The sequence below is a fragment of the Caproicibacterium lactatifermentans genome, from assembly GCF_013315815.1.
GTDB classification, from domain to species: domain Bacteria; phylum Bacillota; class Clostridia; order Oscillospirales; family Acutalibacteraceae; genus Caproicibacterium; species Caproicibacterium lactatifermentans.
In genome coordinates this window covers 457,818-474,404 of the sequence record NZ_CP046051.1, presented here as the reverse complement: position 1 = coordinate 474,404, position 16,587 = coordinate 457,818, and the positions used below count along the sequence as shown (strand labels likewise).

Genomic DNA, 16,587 nt, shown 5'->3' with positions numbered 1-16,587 from the left:
CCGGTGGGCCAAACCGCTATACAAACTACAACATAATTGATGGAGGGAATTTATCATGGCAAACATTCATAAAAGCCTTACAGAACTCATTGGCAACACCCCGCTGCTGGAGCTGACCAACTATGAAAAGAAACATGACCTGAGGGCAAAGGTCGTTGCGAAGCTGGAATATCTGAACCCCGCCGGCAGTGTAAAGGACCGTATTGCACTTGCCATGATTGATGACGCCGAAAAGAAGGGCCTGCTGAAGGCCGGCTCAGTCATTATCGAACCAACCAGCGGCAACACCGGCATCGGTCTTGCCAGCGTAGCTGCCGCCCGCGGCTACCGCATTATTCTGACCATGCCTGAAACCATGAGCATTGAACGCCGCAACCTGCTGAAGGCTTACGGTGCAGAAGTGGTGCTGACAGACGGTGCCGCCGGCATGAAGGGCGCTATCGCTAAGGCCGACGAGCTGGCAAAGGAAACCCCCAATTCCTACATTCCCGGCCAGTTCGTCAACCCAGCTAACCCGGCTGCCCATAAGGCAACCACCGGCCCCGAAATTTGGCGTGACACCGACGGCAAGGTCGACTTCTTTGTGGCTGGCGTTGGCACCGGCGGCACACTGACCGGCACCGGCTCCTACCTGAAAGAGCAGAACCCCAACGTCAAGGTAATCGCCGTAGAACCCGCAACTTCTCCGGTTCTGAGCAAAGGCCATGCCGGCCCGCATAAGATTCAAGGCATCGGTGCCGGTTTTATCCCCAAAACACTGGATACCAAGATTTATGATGAAATCATCGCTGTAGAAAACGACCCTGCTTTTGTGGTTGGCCGTGAGCTGGCAAAAGTGGAAGGTTTACTGGTCGGCATCTCCTCCGGTGCAGCTATCTGGGCCGCAACCGAGCTGGCAAAACGTCCGGAAAATGAGGGCAAGACCATTGTCGCCCTGCTGCCGGATACCGGTGACCGTTATCTCTCCACTGCCCTGTTCCAGGACTAATTCCTGTTTTTCTTTGATAGAACCATCTTTCTTCCTCCTGTTGGGATTCGTTTTCTTTGTTAATAACAGCCCCTGCTTACTGGTGTACGGAAAAAGGCTTCAGGAACCGTTTGGTCCCTGAAGCCTTTTTTTGTTATGTCCGCCGTCAAAAAAGAGCAGCTGCCAGCGTGCTGAGCGCAATCAGTACCGCACAAACCAGCGCAACCACGCGAATGACGAGTTTTCGCTTCTTTTCACGCATGAAAAATCCCTTCTTCTTCGTAGCATCAGCAAACAGGAGCTTTTTACTTCTTCAGTCAAGTTTACCACATTTTCCGGAAAGAAGGAACCGCTGTAGGCGCGGTTACAGAAAGTTTACATAACTTGACATTCCCATAGGTGCTCGGTAAAATGAGGGTACAAAATTTTTTACAGAAAACGAGGTTTTTAAAACCAATGTCCAATTCACCGCAGAACGGCGGTTCCCGCCGTCCACCGCAGCGTGACCCATATACGCAGCGCAGGCAGCAGGACCGCCCCCCGGCAGACAACCGCAATATTTACTCCCACTCTTCCCGCCGGCCGCGGACGGACGAACCGCTGGTGGACGCTTCCGCCTACAGCGCCCGCCGCCGGCGCGCAAATGCCCGCCGTACCCGCCCAACACAGGTACGCTACCACGATGGCTTTGACCCGGACGACCAGGCCACGACCGTAGACCGCCGCCGGTCTGTCTCTCCATCCGGTTCCGGCCGCCATACCCCTTACGGCAGTACAGCCCGCCGCAAACGCGGTGGACATCACATTTTCCGCAACGTTATCTGCATCCTGCTGGCGCTGCTGGTGCTCTCCTTTGCGTGGCTTACCGCGCTGTTTTCCAACATGAACCGCACCCACAACACCGTCAGCCAAAGTACTTATGTGCGTACCCCCGAACACGCGCCCGACTGGAAAGTGATGTCCAGTCCATTGGTGACCAATGTCCTGCTCATCGGCATGGACCTCGCTTCCGGCGATGTGCACCGCAGTGACTCGCTGATTCTTTTGTCCTTTGACCATACGCACAACAAGATAAAAATGACCTCTTTCCTGCGTGATACCTATGTAGAAATTCCAAACCACGGCCGTCAAAAGCTGAACGCCGCCTTTGCCTACGGCGGCCCTGCCCTGACCATGCAGACGCTGGAAAACAACTACCGCATTAAAATTGATAAGTATCTGGCCGTGGACTTCGACTCTTTCTCGACCATTATCAGCGATGTCGGCGGTATTGACGTCACACTGGACCAGGGACTGTGCATTGAGTTCAACAAAAACCTTGCCACCCACTTTACCCCCGGCAAGTACAACCTGAAAGGCGTACAGGCACTGTACTACACCCGTATCCGCAACTATGGCAATGACTACGGCCGTGCCCAGCGTCAGCGGGAAGTGATTGGTCAGCTGATGAAAAAGCTGGCGCTTTCCGGACCTTTCAAGCTGACCGCTACGATGAACAAGTTTCTGCCGCTGGTGTGGACAAACATGTCGGCTAGTTCCCTTGCCGGTATATCCATCACCAGCCTGCCTATGCTGCTTTCCAAACAGAAAACGCAGCAGATTCCCGCGGATGGCACTTTTAAGGGTGAAACGCTCCGCTCGGTCGGCTGGGTGGAAGTCGCCCAAATGGAAAAGAACTGCCGTCTGCTCCGGCAGTTTATTTATGAAACCAACAGCACCAGTTAAACCAAGCAAAACAAAGAAAGACCGCTTTCCCGGAAATGGGGAGGGCGGTCTTTTGTATCTGTAGGAAAACTGCACAAAGAAACAGGTCAGGAATTGTAATCGACCTGAAATGCGTGTATAATGAATAGATAAATCTGTTCAAAATATAGCGGAGGCAGAAACATGGAGAAAAAGACTTTTTACATCACAACGCCCATTTACTATCCTTCCGGCAAGCCGCACATCGGTCACAGCTACTGCACCGTGGCCAGCGATGCCATCGCCCGGTACAAGCGAATGCAGGGCTATGATGTCATGTTCCTGACCGGCACCGACGAGCACGGCCTAAAAATCGAGCAGAAAGCGGAAGCCACCGGCATTACCCCGCAGGAATATGTAAATGGCACAACGAAGGTCTTTCAGGACCTGTGGAAGCTGCTGAATATTTCCAATGACCGCTTCATTCGCACCACTGACAGCTATCATGTGAAAGGCGTGCAGGAAATTTTCCGGCAGCTGTACGATAAAGGGGAAATTTACAAGGGCAAGTATAAGGGTTGGTATTGCACAGACTGTGAATCTTTCTGGACAGAAACACAGCTGAAAGACGGCAAATGCCCCGACTGCGGCCGTGCCGTCAACTGGGCTGAGGAAGAAGCGTATTTCTTCCGCCTTTCCAAGTACGGTGACCGGCTGCTGCAGTACTACAAGGACCACCCGGACTTTATTCAGCCGGAAAGCCGCAAAAACGAGATGATTTCGTTTATCAACCAGGGCCTGCAGGACCTGTGTGTTTCCCGTACCAGTTTCAGCTGGGGCGTGCCGGTTGACTTCGACCCCAAACACGTGGTATATGTGTGGGTGGATGCCCTGCCGAACTACATTACGGCACTGGGCTACGGCAGTGATGATGACAGCGACTTTAAAAAATACTGGCCGGCCGATGTGCACTTTGTCGGTAAGGAAATTGTGCGGTTCCACACTATTATCTGGCCGGCGATACTGATGGCGCTGGACCTGCCGCTGCCAAAGCAGGTGTACGGCCACGGCTGGCTGCTGTTTGGTGACGGCACAAAGATGAGCAAAAGCAAAGGCAATGTTGTGGACCCGTATGTGCTGTGTGAACGCTATGGCGTTGACGCTATCCGCTACTTCCTGCTGCGTGAAATTCCCTTCGGCAGCGACGGGCTGTTCACAAATGAAGCATTGATTAACCGTATCAATTCCGACCTGGCAAACGACCTCGGCAACCTTTTGTCCCGCACAACCGCCATGGTACAGAAGTATTTCGGCGGCACGATTCCGCAGGAACAGGAAACCGCCGCACCGGACAATGAGCTGGAGGAAATGGGCAACGCTCTGCGCAGCAAATGTAACGCCGACATTGACGCCTATCAGTTCAGCCGAGCACTGGAGGAAATTTGGCGCTTTATTGCCCGCACCAACAAATATATTGATGAAACGGCACCCTGGACCCTGGGCAAAGACGAAACCAAAAAGGCCCGCTTGGCCGCTGTGATGGACCACCTGTGCGAAGCACTGCGCATTGTATCCATTCTCCTGACACCCTTCATGCCCAGCACGGCACCAAAGATTCAGGAACAGCTCGGCCTTTCCAAAGAGGACTGCACCTATGCGCGTGCCGGCAGCTTCGGCCACTTCCCGGCAGGCTGCACCGTAACAAAGGGCCAGCCCCTGTTCCCGCGCATTGACGTTGAAAAGGAAATTGAAGAACTGAACCGCCTGATTCCCAACCCCGCCGCCAAAAACACACAGGACAACGCAGGCAAAGTAAAGGAAGAACTTGCGGGTGTTGCACAGATTGGCATTGACGATTTTGCCAAGGTAGAACTTCGCGCCGCAAAAATCATGGACTGCGAAAAAATCAAGCGCGCCAAAAAGCTTTTAAAGCTGACACTGGACGACGGAACCGGGACACCGCGCACTGTCTGCAGCGGTATTTCCCAGTGGTATAAGCCGGAGGACCTCGTTGGCAAAACGGTTGTGCTGGTGGCAAACCTCAAACCCGCCAAGCTCTGCGGAGTGGAAAGCCAGGGCATGATTCTCGCGGCAGACGCCGGTGAAAATGACGTAAAGGTTGTTTTCTTAGACGGTGTGCCGGCCGGCAGCAAAATTCGGTAAGGGGATTTTTTATGAAGCACATCGGTACACAGGAAATGACGACCTACCGTCTGCGGCTCAGGCGCTTTACCATAGAGGACGCTGCGGCCATGTACCAAAATTGGGCCAGTGACCCGCAGGTGACACAGTATCTGACTTGGCCGCCGCACCGATCGGTTTCCCAAACAGAGCAGTTGTTGTGTATGTGGGTCATGCAGTACGCCAAATCCGAAACTTACCGGTGGTGTATTGCCGACAAACGAACCAACGAACCCATTGGCTGCATTGACGCTGTAGGACAGGACGACAAGAACCTGCGTGCGACAATCGGCTACTGCATGGCGCACCGTTTATGGAGCCATGGTTTGATGACGGAAGCGCTGATTGCGGTGGAGGATTTCCTGTTCGCAAAGGTCGGCTACAACCGTATTGATGCCTATCACAATATCCGAAATCCCGCCTCCGGTAAAGTCATGCAGAAAAGCGGCATGCAGCGGGAGGGCGTTCTGCGGCAGTTCCTTTTGAATAGACAGGGACACCCGGTGGACGTTGTTCTGTGGTCCATTCTGCGCTCAGAGTGGCAGGCAATGGACCGCGGCTAACCTCGACTTTCATACAGACAAAGATACAAAAAGCAGGACTGTTTGCTCTGGTTGGCGGCAGCCCTGTTTTTCTGCAAAGGAGGAAACTTATCTTTATGCCTTATCAGCATATTTTTGACAGTCACGCACATTACGATGACACCGCCTTCAACACGGACCGCGATATTTTGCTGCACACACTGCCCCAGCAGGGCATTTGTCACATTATTAACTGCGGCGCTACACTGGAAGGCTGCGGTAATGCGGTGCGGCTGGCAAAGCATTATCCATACATTCACGCGGCAGTCGGTATTCACCCGGAGGAAATCGGCTCCTCCGCGGACGCATGGCTGCCCCAGCTGGAAGCATTGCTGCAGCACAAAGAGGAAAACCGCATTGCCGCTATGGGAGAAATCGGGCTGGACTACCATTTCGAGGGCAACCCGCCGCACGACGTGCAGAAAGCAGCCTTTGCCGCTCAGCTGCAACTTGCTGCCCGCTATGACCTTCCCGTTATCGTCCACGACCGCGACGCACATGCCGATACACTGGAGCTGCTGCAAAAATATCGGCCGCGCGGTGTTGTCCACTGTTTTTCCGGCAGTGTGGAAACCATGCAGGAAATTCTGAGGCTCGGTATGTACATTGGTCTGGGCGGTGCGGTGACCTTTAAAAACGCCAAAAAGCCGCTGCGTGCGGCGGCCGCGGTTCCGCTGGACCGTCTGCTGAACGAAACCGATTGCCCCTATATGGCACCGGTGCCGCTGCGCGGTGCCCGCTGTGACTCTACCATGATTCCCTATTCCGCGGAGGTCATTGCCGCTGTGCGGGGCATTTCCGCACAAGAAGTTCTGGACGCCGGCTGTCATAATGCAGAAAAGTTGTTTGGCATTTCTGTCTAACATCAGCATAAAAAATGAAAGAAGCACTGTTTCCGGCGTCCATTCACCGAAAACAGTGCTTCTATTTTATTCCATTTCGCGTCTTCGTTTTTGCTTTTTATAAACGACAATGACGATATAGGCTGCCAGAAACGCGCACAGCACCAAAATGAGTGTCAGCGTGTCACCGGAACTGCCCATTTTGACCTCGGTCCACAAATTATCAATTAGCGTCAGCGTGCTGTCCGGCAAGTTCGTGAACACTTCCGATTTTTCCAGGATTTCCTGCGGCGGATAGCAAATGGTGCTGTCCGCCATTTCTTTTGGCAGCAACTTTCGAGCAGCTGTTTCCGGTGTAGAGTAGCCGATGGCTTCCATATTGGCCGCGGAAACTTCGGGACTGCACAGGAAATTGATATACGCCTCGGCCGCCGCCTTATTTTTGCTTCCTTTCGGAATACAAATGGTGTCCACAAAGAAATTGGTGCCTTCTTTTGTGGGAATGGTAAAGCCAATATCGGGATTTTCCCTCATCAAAGATTCGCCGTCGCCGGCATAGTACGGCGCCACCCACGCCTCACCGGAATCCATTTTGTCAAAAATCTGATCCATTACATAGGACTGCACCAGCGGTTTCTGCTGTTTCAGCAGTGTAGCGGCCGCCTCCCAATCATTGGTGTCCGTGGTGTTGTAGGAAAGGCCCAGCTTTTTCTGGGCAATGCCGAAGGCATCCCGCGGATTATCAAACATCAAAATCTTGCCCGCATATTTCTGGTTCCACAGCACGTCCCAAGACTTGGTTTCTTCTTTTTTAACGTGCTTTTTGTTGTACAAAATGCCTACCGTTCCCCATGTGTACGGCACAGAATACTGGTTCTGTGGGTCATAGGAAAGGTTTCGATACTGTTTATCGATATATTTGTAATTCGGGATATTCCGGAAATCAAGCTTTTCCAGCATATTCTGTTTAATCAGCTTGTTAATCATATAATCTGACGGAATAATGACATCATACTGTGCGCCGCCACCCGCCAGTTTGGAATACAGCGACTCATTGGTATCAAATGTGGTGTAATCCACCCGAATACCGGTCTTTTGGGTAAACGCGGCGTTGACGTTCATGCTGCCGTCCGCACCGCTGCTGATATACTCGCCCCAGTTATACACATGAATAATTGTACCGGACGCAGCATTCGTTTTTTGCGTACCTTCGGACGCGGCAGAGGCCGGCAGTACAGCACTGCCGCAGGTCAGAATTCCCGCCAGGAGCAGGGACAATACCCGTTTTTTCACAGTACTTCCGCCTCCTCCTGTGCCGCCCGGCGGCGGGCCGCACGCGCGGCGCTGCCAGACTGACCGATGTTCACTGCCAGCAGCAGCACCAGAATCACCACAAACAGCATCGTAGAAAGCGCGTTGATTTCCGGGCTGATGCGTTTGCGTGTCATGGAGTAAATATAAATGGACAGCGTCTGTGTGGTGCCGCTGGTAAAGTAGCTGATAACAAAGTCATCAATCGACAGCGTAAATGCCATAATGGCGCCGGAAACAATGCCCGGCACAATCTGCGGCAGCACGACCCGGAAAAAGGCCTGCGCCGGTGTACAGCCAAGGTCCAGTGCCGCTTCGTACAAGTGTGGGTCCATCTGCAGCAGTTTTGGCCGTATAGAAAGCAAAACATACGGCAGACAAAACGTGATGTGCGCAATAATCAGGCTGCCCATGCCAAGGCTGGTGCCCAGTGCACGGGTAGCAATAACAAACAGCAGCATCATAGATACACCGGTGACAATCTCGGGATTGACCATCGGCAAGTTCGTCACGTTCATGGTCATGCGACGTGCCCATTTGCTTTTCAGGCTGTTGATACCAATTGCGCCCAGCGTGCCCAGCACCGTGGAAGCTGCCGACGCCACTACGGCGATAATCAGCGTGTTGCGCAGTGCTTCCAGAATCATGCTATCCCCAAAAAGCTGCCGGTACCAGCGCAGTGAAAAACCGGAAAATACCGAACGGCTCATCGCGCTGGAATTATTGAAGCTAAATAGGATAAGGACAAAAATGGGCGCATACAGGAACAGAAAAATCAGGAACATATAAACTTTAGAGGCCGTTTTCACAGCAGCACCGCCTCCTGTTCCTCTCCCTCATCGAACTGATTCATAATGCCAAGGCAAATGATAATCAGCAGCATCAGTACCAGCGAGATAGCCGAGCCGAGGTTCGGGTTGTAAGCCGAGCCGAGAAACTGCATCTCTACCACATCGCCAATCAGCAAATTGCTGCCGCCGCCCAGCATCTTACTGATAATAAAGGTGCTGACTGCGGGCACAAACACCATGGTAATGCCAGAAATGACGCCCGGCATACTCATGGGCAGCGTTACCCTGCAGAAAACCTGCGTCCGGTTGGCGCCAAGGTCCTGTGCCGCCTCCAGTACAGAGGTATCAATGCGGGTAAGAACCGTGTAAAGCGGCAGAATCATATACGGAATATAGTTGTACACCATACCCAGCACCACCGCACCGGCGGTGTTTATCATGTGCACTTTCGGCAGGCCCAGCGCCGCAAACATGGTGTTGAGAATGCCGTTGTCCTCCAAAAGAGTCATCCACGCATAAGTGCGCAGCAAAAAATTCATCCACATGGGCAGCATAATGAGCAAAACTGCCGCGCTTTGTGATTTTAGTTTCATGTGTGCAATGATATAGGCCAGCGGATATCCCAGCAACAGGCAGATAACTGTAGCCAGCGCTCCCTGCCAGATGGACCGCAGAAAGACGTTGCTGTACTGCCCCACCTGCTGTAGGTTTTTCAGCGTGAAAGCACCGCTGTGGTCCGTGAAGGCAAAGTACAGCACCAGCAGCATGGGAACAACTGTGAACAGAATCATCCACACAAGGTACGGAGACAGCGCTTTTTTGGACTTCATGGCTGTGCCTCCTCTTTCCCACCGGCCTTTTCTTCGGCCTCCGCTTCCTCCGAGGTAAGGATATCCTCTTGCATTTCGTCGCTGAACGTACTGTAGTCGCCGAAAGAACCGGAATAGCTGGACTTGTGCATAATGTGAATATCGTCCGGCTCTATTTCCAAACCGATGTGTTCCCCCACACCCGTATAGTGAATGGACTGTATCATCCACTTAAAGCCGCCGACGTCCACAATAATTTCATTGTGCATCCCTTTAAAGGTAACATTGGTGACGACCCCGTGCAGCGGGCTTTTGTCCGGCGCAACAACATCGATATCTTCCGGACGAATGACCACGTCCACCTGCTCCATAGGGGCGAAGCCTTTGTCCACGCAGTGAAAACGGCAGCCCGCAAACCCCACCAAATAATCTTCCATCATCACGCCGTCCAGTATATTGGACTCCCCAATAAAGTCGGCGACAAAGGCGTTCTTTGGTTCATTATAAATGTCCTGCGGTGTGCCTATCTGCTGGATACGGCCGGCATCCATAACAACAACCGTATCGCTCATGGAAAGGGCTTCTTCCTGGTCGTGTGTGACAAAAAGGAACGTAATGCCGGTTTGCTGCTGAATCTTTTTCAGCTCCACCTGCATATCCTTGCGCAGCTTCATGTCCAGTGCGCCCAACGGTTCGTCCAGCAGCAGAACCTTTGGGTGGTTCACCAGTGCCCGCGCAATGGCCACACGCTGCTGCTGCCCGCCAGAAAGGCGCTCCACGCTGCGGTGCTCAAAGCCGCGCAGGTTCACCAGCTCCAGCATACTGCGCACAGCGGTGCGTATCTCTTTTTCCGGACGTTTGTGTACACGCATACCAAAGGCGACATTGTCGTACACGTTCAGGTGCGGAAACAGCGCATACTTTTGAAAAATAGTGTTGACCTCCCGCCGATAGGGCAGAACGTCATTGATGCGCCGGCCGTTAAAGAAAATGTCGCCGCGGTCCGGTTTGACAAAACCGCCGATAAGGCGCAGTGTGGTGGTTTTGCCACAGCCGGACGGTCCCAGCAGCGTGACGAACTCTCCGTCCCGAATACTGAGGTTGAAGTCCTGCAGGACCGGTTCGCCGTCAAAGGCAACGGCAATGTCCTTTAGTGCAATGATTGGTGCTTTTTCCAATAGAAATGCATCCCCTTTGCGGTTGTTTAGTTACGTTGAGCCAGGCATGGTTAAACGCTACCCCCGGAGCTGTATCTCCGCTGCGCCCCGCAAAGGATTTTTCGCAGTCGAGAGGCTTTCACGCTGCGGCAGCAGAACAGGACCGGATATTCGTCAGATGCAAACGCAACAACAGATATAATAGTGTTTAATTCGTAATCTGTCAATCTATTTCTGAAAATTCCATCAAATTTCAACAGAAATGATATTGGGCGCCATAATGCACAAGCCACGTGTGGGTTTTTCTCGTCCATTCTTCCGTTTTCTCGCTTCTGTTTGCATTTTCTGTTTATTCACTGCCCACATACGTTTACAAACCGGCACACGTGGGGTATACTGGAAACAGCACAAAAAAGGAGAAGATGCCCGATGAAGGGAAAAAAACTGAAAGGACTTACCGGACTGGATGGAAAATGTGTATGGGTAGAGTTTGAGGACCCAGACGAAGCAACCTGTGAAAACTGCGGCGCATGTGGTACGTCACGGCTGGCAAACGCTGTTTATCAGGATGGTGTTTACCGCGTAGAGGGCCATTTCCTCGTTTCACCGCAAAACCCAAAGCTGTTTTTTCACGAGTTTATCCCGCGCATCTGCGGCATTTATGAGTGGCTGCCGGAGGACTGATTCATGCATTTTGGAATGTCCGCTGCACCGTAAAATCCACCTTTGTGCGGAAAAAGCTGTTTTTCTGCGTGGGTTCTGCAAATTTGTGAACTCCGCCATGCAAAATGGCTGAATGTTAAATTTCTTAATTAAAACGCTTGACAAAGCAGACCGAAATGTGTACACTGTTACCATGAAATCTATACTAAATTGATAAAGTTTATAGATAATAAAGGTTTTGCAAAGGAGGAAGTCGCATGATGTGCTGTATGTGTGCCACACTGTACTGCCGCAGAACTGTCAGCCGATGTTTCCTCTGCAAAAAACCCGTGTGTTTTCTGTAACTGAAACAGACTTTCTGCGGAGCAGCTTTTTTGCTGTGCCGCTTTTTTATTATCTGCTGGTACATCTGCTCTGTCCTGCGGAGCTGGGAAAGAGGAATCGTATGGAAGAAAAACCTATTCTGGAAATTCACGACCTGTGTAAAACCTACACTACGCGTGACGGTACCGTAAACGCCCTGCAGCATGTGGACCTAACCGTTCAGCGCGGTGAAACTTTTGGCATCATCGGCATGAGCGGTGCCGGAAAAAGCTCGTTGGTGCGGTGCATTAACTTACTGGAGCAGCCGACCAGCGGCAGTATCCTGTTCGATGGACAGGACATGCTGACTGCCTCCCCTGCTGAGCTGCGCAAAGCACGGCGCTCCATTAGCATGGTGTTTCAGCAGTTTAACCTGCTTATGCAGCGAACTGCACTGCGCAATGTAAGTTTCCCGTTGGAAATTGCCGGTGTGCCCAAGCAGAAGGCACGGGCACATGCGGCAGAGCTGCTGAATACTGTTGGCCTTTCTGAGTGGGCCGGCAGCTACCCCAGCCAGCTTTCCGGCGGACAGAAACAGCGTGTGGCCATTGCGCGCGCACTGGCCACCGAGCCGAAAATGCTGTTGTGTGACGAGGCAACCAGTGCGCTGGACCCCGCGACTACCCTGAGTATTCTGCATCTGCTGAAAAAGATAAACAATGCTTACGGTATTACAATTTTGGTCATTACGCACCAGATGAACGTCATTGAGGAAATCTGCGGCCGTGTGGCTATCCTTTCCGGCGGCCGTGTTGTGGAGAGCGGGCCTGTGCGCGACATTTTTGCTAACCCGAAAACGGACGCCGCCAAAAAACTGGTGCTGCCCTCTTCCGGACGGAAAGGGCAGATGCTGGGCCGCCGGCAAATCCGCCTTGTGTTTGACGGTGTGGATTCTCATGAACCGGTGCTGGCACAGCTGGTGCTGCACTTCCAAACGGAAGTCAACATTATGTATGCGGACACACGCGACCTAAACGGCAAGGCGGTTGGTCAAATGATTCTGCAGCTGCCTGAGGACCAAGAACTGGGCGACCAAATGGTCACCTTCTGTCGAGCACGCGGCCTGACTGTAGAGGAGGTGACAACAGATGAGCAGTGATATGCTTCCCATTTTTGGGCAAGGTATTCTAGAAACGCTGTATATGGTTCTTTTCAGCACCCTGTTTGCCTATGTCATCGGTCTACCGCTGGGTGTACTGCTGGTCGTGACCGCCAAAGACGGCATCCGGCCAAACGCTGCTGCCCACAAGGTCATTGATGTGATTGTCAACATTACGCGCAGCGTTCCATTCCTGATTCTTCTGGTAGCAATTATACCGTTTACAAGGGCCATCGTTGGTACTTCCATCGGCACCAACGCGACGATTGTCCCGCTGACCATCAGTGCGGCGCCGTTCGTCGCGCGTCTGGTAGAAAGCCCGCTGGCCGATGTGGACGGCGGCGTGGTGGAGGCGGCCCAGTCCATGGGCTGCACCACTTGGCAGACGATTTGGAAAGTGCTTCTGCCGGAAGCAAAGCCCGGTCTGCTGCGCAATGCGGCAATCGCCACGACCACCATCCTCGGCTACTCGGCCATGGCGGGCTTTGTCGGCGGCGGCGGCTTGGGTGCCATTGCCACCAACTATGGCTATTACCGCTATGACAGCATTACCATGCTGTCAACGGTCGTGCTGCTGGTCGTCATCACCCAGATTCTGCAGGGCGTCGGCCTGAAAGTGGCGGACAGTTCCGACAGACGCAAGCGCTGAAAAGCAGCTGTTCTGCGGCATTTGATACAGCCGTTTTGAGAGGGTATCATCGGCACATACTGCATTTATTTCTCAGGAGGGATTCTTTATGAAAAAATTACTGGCATTTACACTGACAGCCGTTTTGGCGGCAGGCACCCTTGCGGGCTGCGGCGGCGCTTCTTCTTCGGCGGCTTCCACCAACACTGCTGCGGCAAAAGGAACCATCATCGTTGGTGCTTCCCCTTCGCCGCATGAAGAAATCCTGAACGGTGTTGTCAAACAGCAGCTGGCCAAGGAAGGCTACACGCTGGTCGTAAAGGAGTTTTCCGACTATGTACAGCCGAACCTCGCACTGGAGGGCAAAAATCTGGACGCTAACTACTTCCAGCACAAGCCGTACATGGACAGCTTTAACAAAGAAAAAAACACCCATTTGGTTTCCATGGGCCCGATCCACTACGAGCCGTTTGGCATTTATGCCGGTAAGACCAAAAAGCTGGCCGACCTGAAGGACGGCGCAACCATTGCCGTACCGAACGACACCACCAACGAAGCCCGCGCTCTGCTTCTGTTGCAGGATAACGGTATTCTCAAACTGAAAGCAAATGCCGGCATTACTGCCACACAGAAGGACATTGCCGAAAACCCGAAGCACATTAAGATTCAGGAAATTGAAGCCGCGCAGCTGCCCCGTGCGATTCAGGACGTGGACCTCGCTGTTATCAACGGCAACTATGCTATCAGCGGCGGGCTGAAAGTCAGCGACGCACTGGCCATGGAAAAGAACTCCTCCCTTGCCGCTAAAACTTACGCCAATGTGCTGGCTGTACGGCAGGGCGACGAAAACCGTGCGGAACTGAAGGCCCTGTATAAAGCCCTGACCAGCAAAGAAACGCAGGACTACATTAACAAGAAGTACAGCGGTGCCGTTGTTCCTTCCACACAAGCTTAATTTTTCATTTTCCGTATAACAAAGCGTCCCTGCTTTCTCTGGCTGCCGCTGGAAAGGCAGGGCACTTTTTCGCCTCAAAATCCGTTTATTTTCAAATTGTTCAACAAATACTACTTGTCTGTACCAATGAATTGTGATACAGTGTAACCACTTGCCGGTAGAACTTTCTTCTTATGGAGGAAAAAGTGACCATACAGAAAATGCCCGTTTCGTCCCCAGAGGCGCAGCAGCTGATGGGTGAACTTTCTGCAAAGCTTACGGAGTTAACCGGGTGCAGCGGAGCTTCCGGTTTTGACTTCCGGGACATGGAAAATCCGCGGGCGCTGTTTGCGGTGGCCCAGCTGGAAGGTCGACCGGTCGGCTGCGGTGCCCTGCGTGAAGTGTCCGACAACACTGCGGAGGTTAAACGTGTGTACGCCTGTCAAAGCGGCCATGGCATTGGCAGCCGTATCCTAAAATATCTGGAAGCGGAGGCTCGTCGGCTTTCCTATACACGCCTCATTTTAGAAACACGAAAGGCAAATCAAAAGGCTGTGCAGTTTTACCTGCGCTGCGGCTATCAGCCATGTGAAAACTACGGCAGATACCGCGGACTGGAAGACGCCATATGTTTTTCCAAAAGACTGCCGCCGCTGTCCGGAAGCGGAAAAGCACGGTACGATTGATAAACAAAATTGACAATAAAAAAGCGGCTTTGCCGCAGGAACGAAAGTCCTGTTCGGTAAAGCCGCTTTTTGTATTTTTTTCTGTCAGAATGCCGTTATTCGATTTCAGAAATAGCCGCACGCAGGCCCAAAATTGAGGTCGGCGTAACGGAAAGCTCATCAATACTCATGTCGACAAAGGTCCGTGTCAGGCTCTCATCTGCACCAAGCTCGCCGCAGATGCCAATCCAAATACCGGCCTTGTGGGCATTTTCAGCGGACATACGAATCAGACGCAGGATAGCCTTGTGGTGCGTGTTGCAGAACCGGGCAATATCCTGATTCTGGCGGTCGCAGGCCAGTGTATACTGTGTCAGGTCGTTGGTGCCAACGCTGAAAAAGTCCACTTCTTTGGCAAGGTCATCACTGATGACCGCAGCAGCCGGTGTTTCAATCATGATGCCCAGCTCCACGGAAGAAGAGAACGGAATTCCCTCCTGTGTCAGTTCACCGCGCACCTGTGCGGCAATCTGTTTGCACTGCTGTACTTCCTCTAAAGAAGTAATCATCGGGAACATAATGGCGATTTTTCCGTAGGCAGAGGCGCGGTACAAGGCGCGCAGCTGCGTCTTAAAAATTTCCGGACGTGTCAGACAAATACGGATGGCACGCATACCCATAGCCGGGTTCGCTTCTTTGGGCAGGTGGAAATAGTCTGCCTGCTTGTCGGCGCCAATGTCCAGCGTGCGGATAACCACCCGTTTGCCGTTCATTTTTTCCGCCACCGCTTTGTAAGCCTGGAACTGCTCCTCCTCGGTTGGATAATCGCTGCTTTCCAGATACAGGAACTCACTGCGGAACAGGCCAATGCCCTCCGCATCATTTTCCAGTACGGCAGCCATATCTTTCGGGTTGCCGATGTTGGCACACAGGTCGATATGATGGCCGCTCTTGGTTGCGGTAGGACGGCCGCGGTACAGGGACAGCAGGCGCTTGCGTGCTTCCTCGCTCTGATGCTTTTCGTTCATGGCCTGACGGGTTGCCTTGTCCGCATCCAGATAGACACAGCCGGTGGAACCGTCCACAATGACCTCTTTGCCTTCCAGCTCCGATGCCAGCTGGTCTTTTAGACCAATGACTGCCGGAATGCCCATGGTACGAGCAAAAATTGCCGTATGGGCATTATAGGAACCTTCTGCCGTGATGAATGCCAGCACCTGTGCCTTGTCCAGCTGGGCCGTTTCACTGGGGGCCAAATCGTCCGCCGCCAGCACGCATGGCGCACTGCCGGTAAGGCCGCCGGTCTCTTTGCCGGTCAAAATGGCAATTACACGCGCGGAAACGTCCTTAACATCCGCCGCACGGCCGCGCATATATTCGTCGTCCATCTGTGAGAACATCTCCGCAAATTCTTTGGAGGTTTCCTGCACAGCGTACTCTGCACAAACCTTTTCATTTGTTATTTTATCTGTAATGGAATTGCCGTAATCCACATCCTCCAGCATCATTTGGTGGATTTGGAACAGCAGGGAATTCTCTTCCCCCAGTTCATTGCGTGTTTTTACATATAAATTGGCCAGCTGTGTCACAGCAGCCGCACGGGCATCCTCAAAGCGTTTGGTCTCTGCTTCTATATCCGTCACCGTGCGTTTTTCGACAGCCGCCGAATTCCTGTGGAAAAAGCGAACTTTGCCGAATACAACACCTTTGCTTACGCCTTCCCCTTTTAGCACTGTCATATTATTTCCTCCTTCATTTTTATGTATTACAAAAATGGATGTTCCCATCCCGTTGTGAGTTTGTTTCATCTGCACAGGCCGTGTTTCTGCGGTCGCTATATTATACAATAAATCGGGCAGCAAGTCCACCTAGCGGAATTTCTTCTTCGTTTCCTTTGTGAAAAGTGGAATTTT

15 protein-coding genes are annotated in these 16,587 nt (G+C 52.5%); 10 read left to right on the top strand and 5 right to left on the bottom strand.

The genetic code is table 11. The features are described 5' to 3' along the window. Positions 1-55: 55 nt before the first annotated feature. The 5 genes from cysK to GJQ69_RS02295 all read left to right on the top strand — a co-directional run bounded on the left by cysK (position 56) and on the right by GJQ69_RS02295 (position 6,275). Positions 56-988: a cysteine synthase A gene (gene cysK, locus GJQ69_RS02315; RefSeq protein ID WP_086036420.1), complete on the top strand. Its 933-nt coding sequence runs from the start codon at positions 56-58 to the stop codon at positions 986-988. A 435-nt stretch (positions 989-1,423) separates the two neighbouring features. Further along, positions 1,424-2,692 carry an LCP family protein gene (locus tag GJQ69_RS02310; protein ID WP_157658981.1) on the top strand — a complete coding sequence of 423 codons (1,269 nt, stop codon included), beginning with the start codon at positions 1,424-1,426 and terminating at the stop codon, positions 2,690-2,692. 162 nt (positions 2,693-2,854) lie between these two features. Next, the gene (gene metG / locus GJQ69_RS02305; protein ID WP_086036423.1) at positions 2,855-4,813 is read left to right on the top strand and encodes a methionine--tRNA ligase; all 1,959 of its coding nucleotides are present in this window, start codon (positions 2,855-2,857) and stop codon (positions 4,811-4,813) included. An 11-nt stretch (positions 4,814-4,824) separates the two neighbouring features. Then, positions 4,825-5,394: a GNAT family N-acetyltransferase gene (locus GJQ69_RS02300; protein ID WP_086036424.1), complete on the top strand. Its 570-nt coding sequence runs from the start codon at positions 4,825-4,827 to the stop codon at positions 5,392-5,394. Between the two features lie 95 nt (positions 5,395-5,489). After that, positions 5,490-6,275 carry a TatD family hydrolase gene (locus GJQ69_RS02295; protein WP_086036425.1) on the top strand — a complete coding sequence of 262 codons (786 nt, stop codon included), beginning with the start codon at positions 5,490-5,492 and terminating at the stop codon, positions 6,273-6,275. A 66-nt stretch (positions 6,276-6,341) separates the two neighbouring features. On the opposite strand, the gene GJQ69_RS02290 is transcribed toward GJQ69_RS02295, so the two are convergent. Genes GJQ69_RS02290 through GJQ69_RS02275 form a run of 4 tightly spaced genes read right to left on the bottom strand, consistent with a single transcriptional unit; the run spans position 6,342 to position 10,343 of the window. After that, positions 6,342-7,547, bottom strand: a complete 1,206-nt coding sequence (locus tag GJQ69_RS02290; protein ID WP_086036426.1) for an ABC transporter substrate-binding protein — start codon at positions 7,545-7,547, stop codon at positions 6,342-6,344. Continuing rightward, entirely contained in the window at positions 7,544-8,350 is an 807-nt protein-coding gene (locus GJQ69_RS02285; RefSeq protein ID WP_086036890.1) for an ABC transporter permease, read from the bottom strand. Before GJQ69_RS02285 ends, GJQ69_RS02290 begins: the two co-directional genes overlap by 4 nt. Before the next feature lie 20 nt (positions 8,351-8,370). Continuing rightward, a complete protein-coding gene (locus GJQ69_RS02280) occupies positions 8,371-9,186 on the bottom strand; it encodes an ABC transporter permease (protein ID WP_086036427.1) in 816 nt (271 codons plus the stop codon). Beyond that, positions 9,183-10,343, bottom strand: a complete 1,161-nt coding sequence (locus tag GJQ69_RS02275; protein ID WP_174192823.1) for an ABC transporter ATP-binding protein — start codon at positions 10,341-10,343, stop codon at positions 9,183-9,185. Before GJQ69_RS02275 ends, GJQ69_RS02280 begins: the two co-directional genes overlap by 4 nt. 408 nt (positions 10,344-10,751) lie before the next feature. On the opposite strand from GJQ69_RS02275, the gene GJQ69_RS02270 reads away from it, so the two are divergent. The 5 genes from GJQ69_RS02270 (at position 10,752) to GJQ69_RS02250 (ending at position 14,695) form a co-directional block, all read left to right on the top strand. Further along, complete coding sequence (locus GJQ69_RS02270; RefSeq protein ID WP_086036429.1) at positions 10,752-11,006, top strand: hypothetical protein; 255 nt, start codon at positions 10,752-10,754, stop codon at positions 11,004-11,006. 424 nt (positions 11,007-11,430) lie between these two features. Next, the gene (locus tag GJQ69_RS02265; RefSeq protein WP_086036891.1) at positions 11,431-12,447 is read left to right on the top strand and encodes a methionine ABC transporter ATP-binding protein; all 1,017 of its coding nucleotides are present in this window, start codon (positions 11,431-11,433) and stop codon (positions 12,445-12,447) included. After that, a complete protein-coding gene (locus tag GJQ69_RS02260; protein ID WP_086036430.1) occupies positions 12,437-13,096 on the top strand; it encodes a methionine ABC transporter permease in 660 nt (219 codons plus the stop codon). The genes GJQ69_RS02265 and GJQ69_RS02260 overlap by 11 nt, the downstream gene beginning before the upstream one ends. An 88-nt stretch (positions 13,097-13,184) precedes the next feature. Beyond that, positions 13,185-14,030 carry a MetQ/NlpA family ABC transporter substrate-binding protein gene (locus GJQ69_RS02255; protein WP_086036431.1) on the top strand — a complete coding sequence of 282 codons (846 nt, stop codon included), beginning with the start codon at positions 13,185-13,187 and terminating at the stop codon, positions 14,028-14,030. A 185-nt stretch (positions 14,031-14,215) separates the two neighbouring features. Continuing rightward, positions 14,216-14,695 (top strand): GNAT family N-acetyltransferase, encoded by a 480-nt coding sequence (locus GJQ69_RS02250; RefSeq protein ID WP_236849718.1) that lies wholly within the window; start codon positions 14,216-14,218, stop codon positions 14,693-14,695. Positions 14,696-14,790: 95 nt separating this feature from the next. Here the strand turns inward: GJQ69_RS02250 and ptsP are convergent, their stop codons facing one another. After that, positions 14,791-16,413, bottom strand: coding sequence for a phosphoenolpyruvate--protein phosphotransferase (gene ptsP, locus GJQ69_RS02245; RefSeq protein ID WP_174192821.1), 1,623 nt, complete (start codon positions 16,411-16,413; stop codon positions 14,791-14,793). Positions 16,414-16,587: the final 174 nt, after the last annotated feature.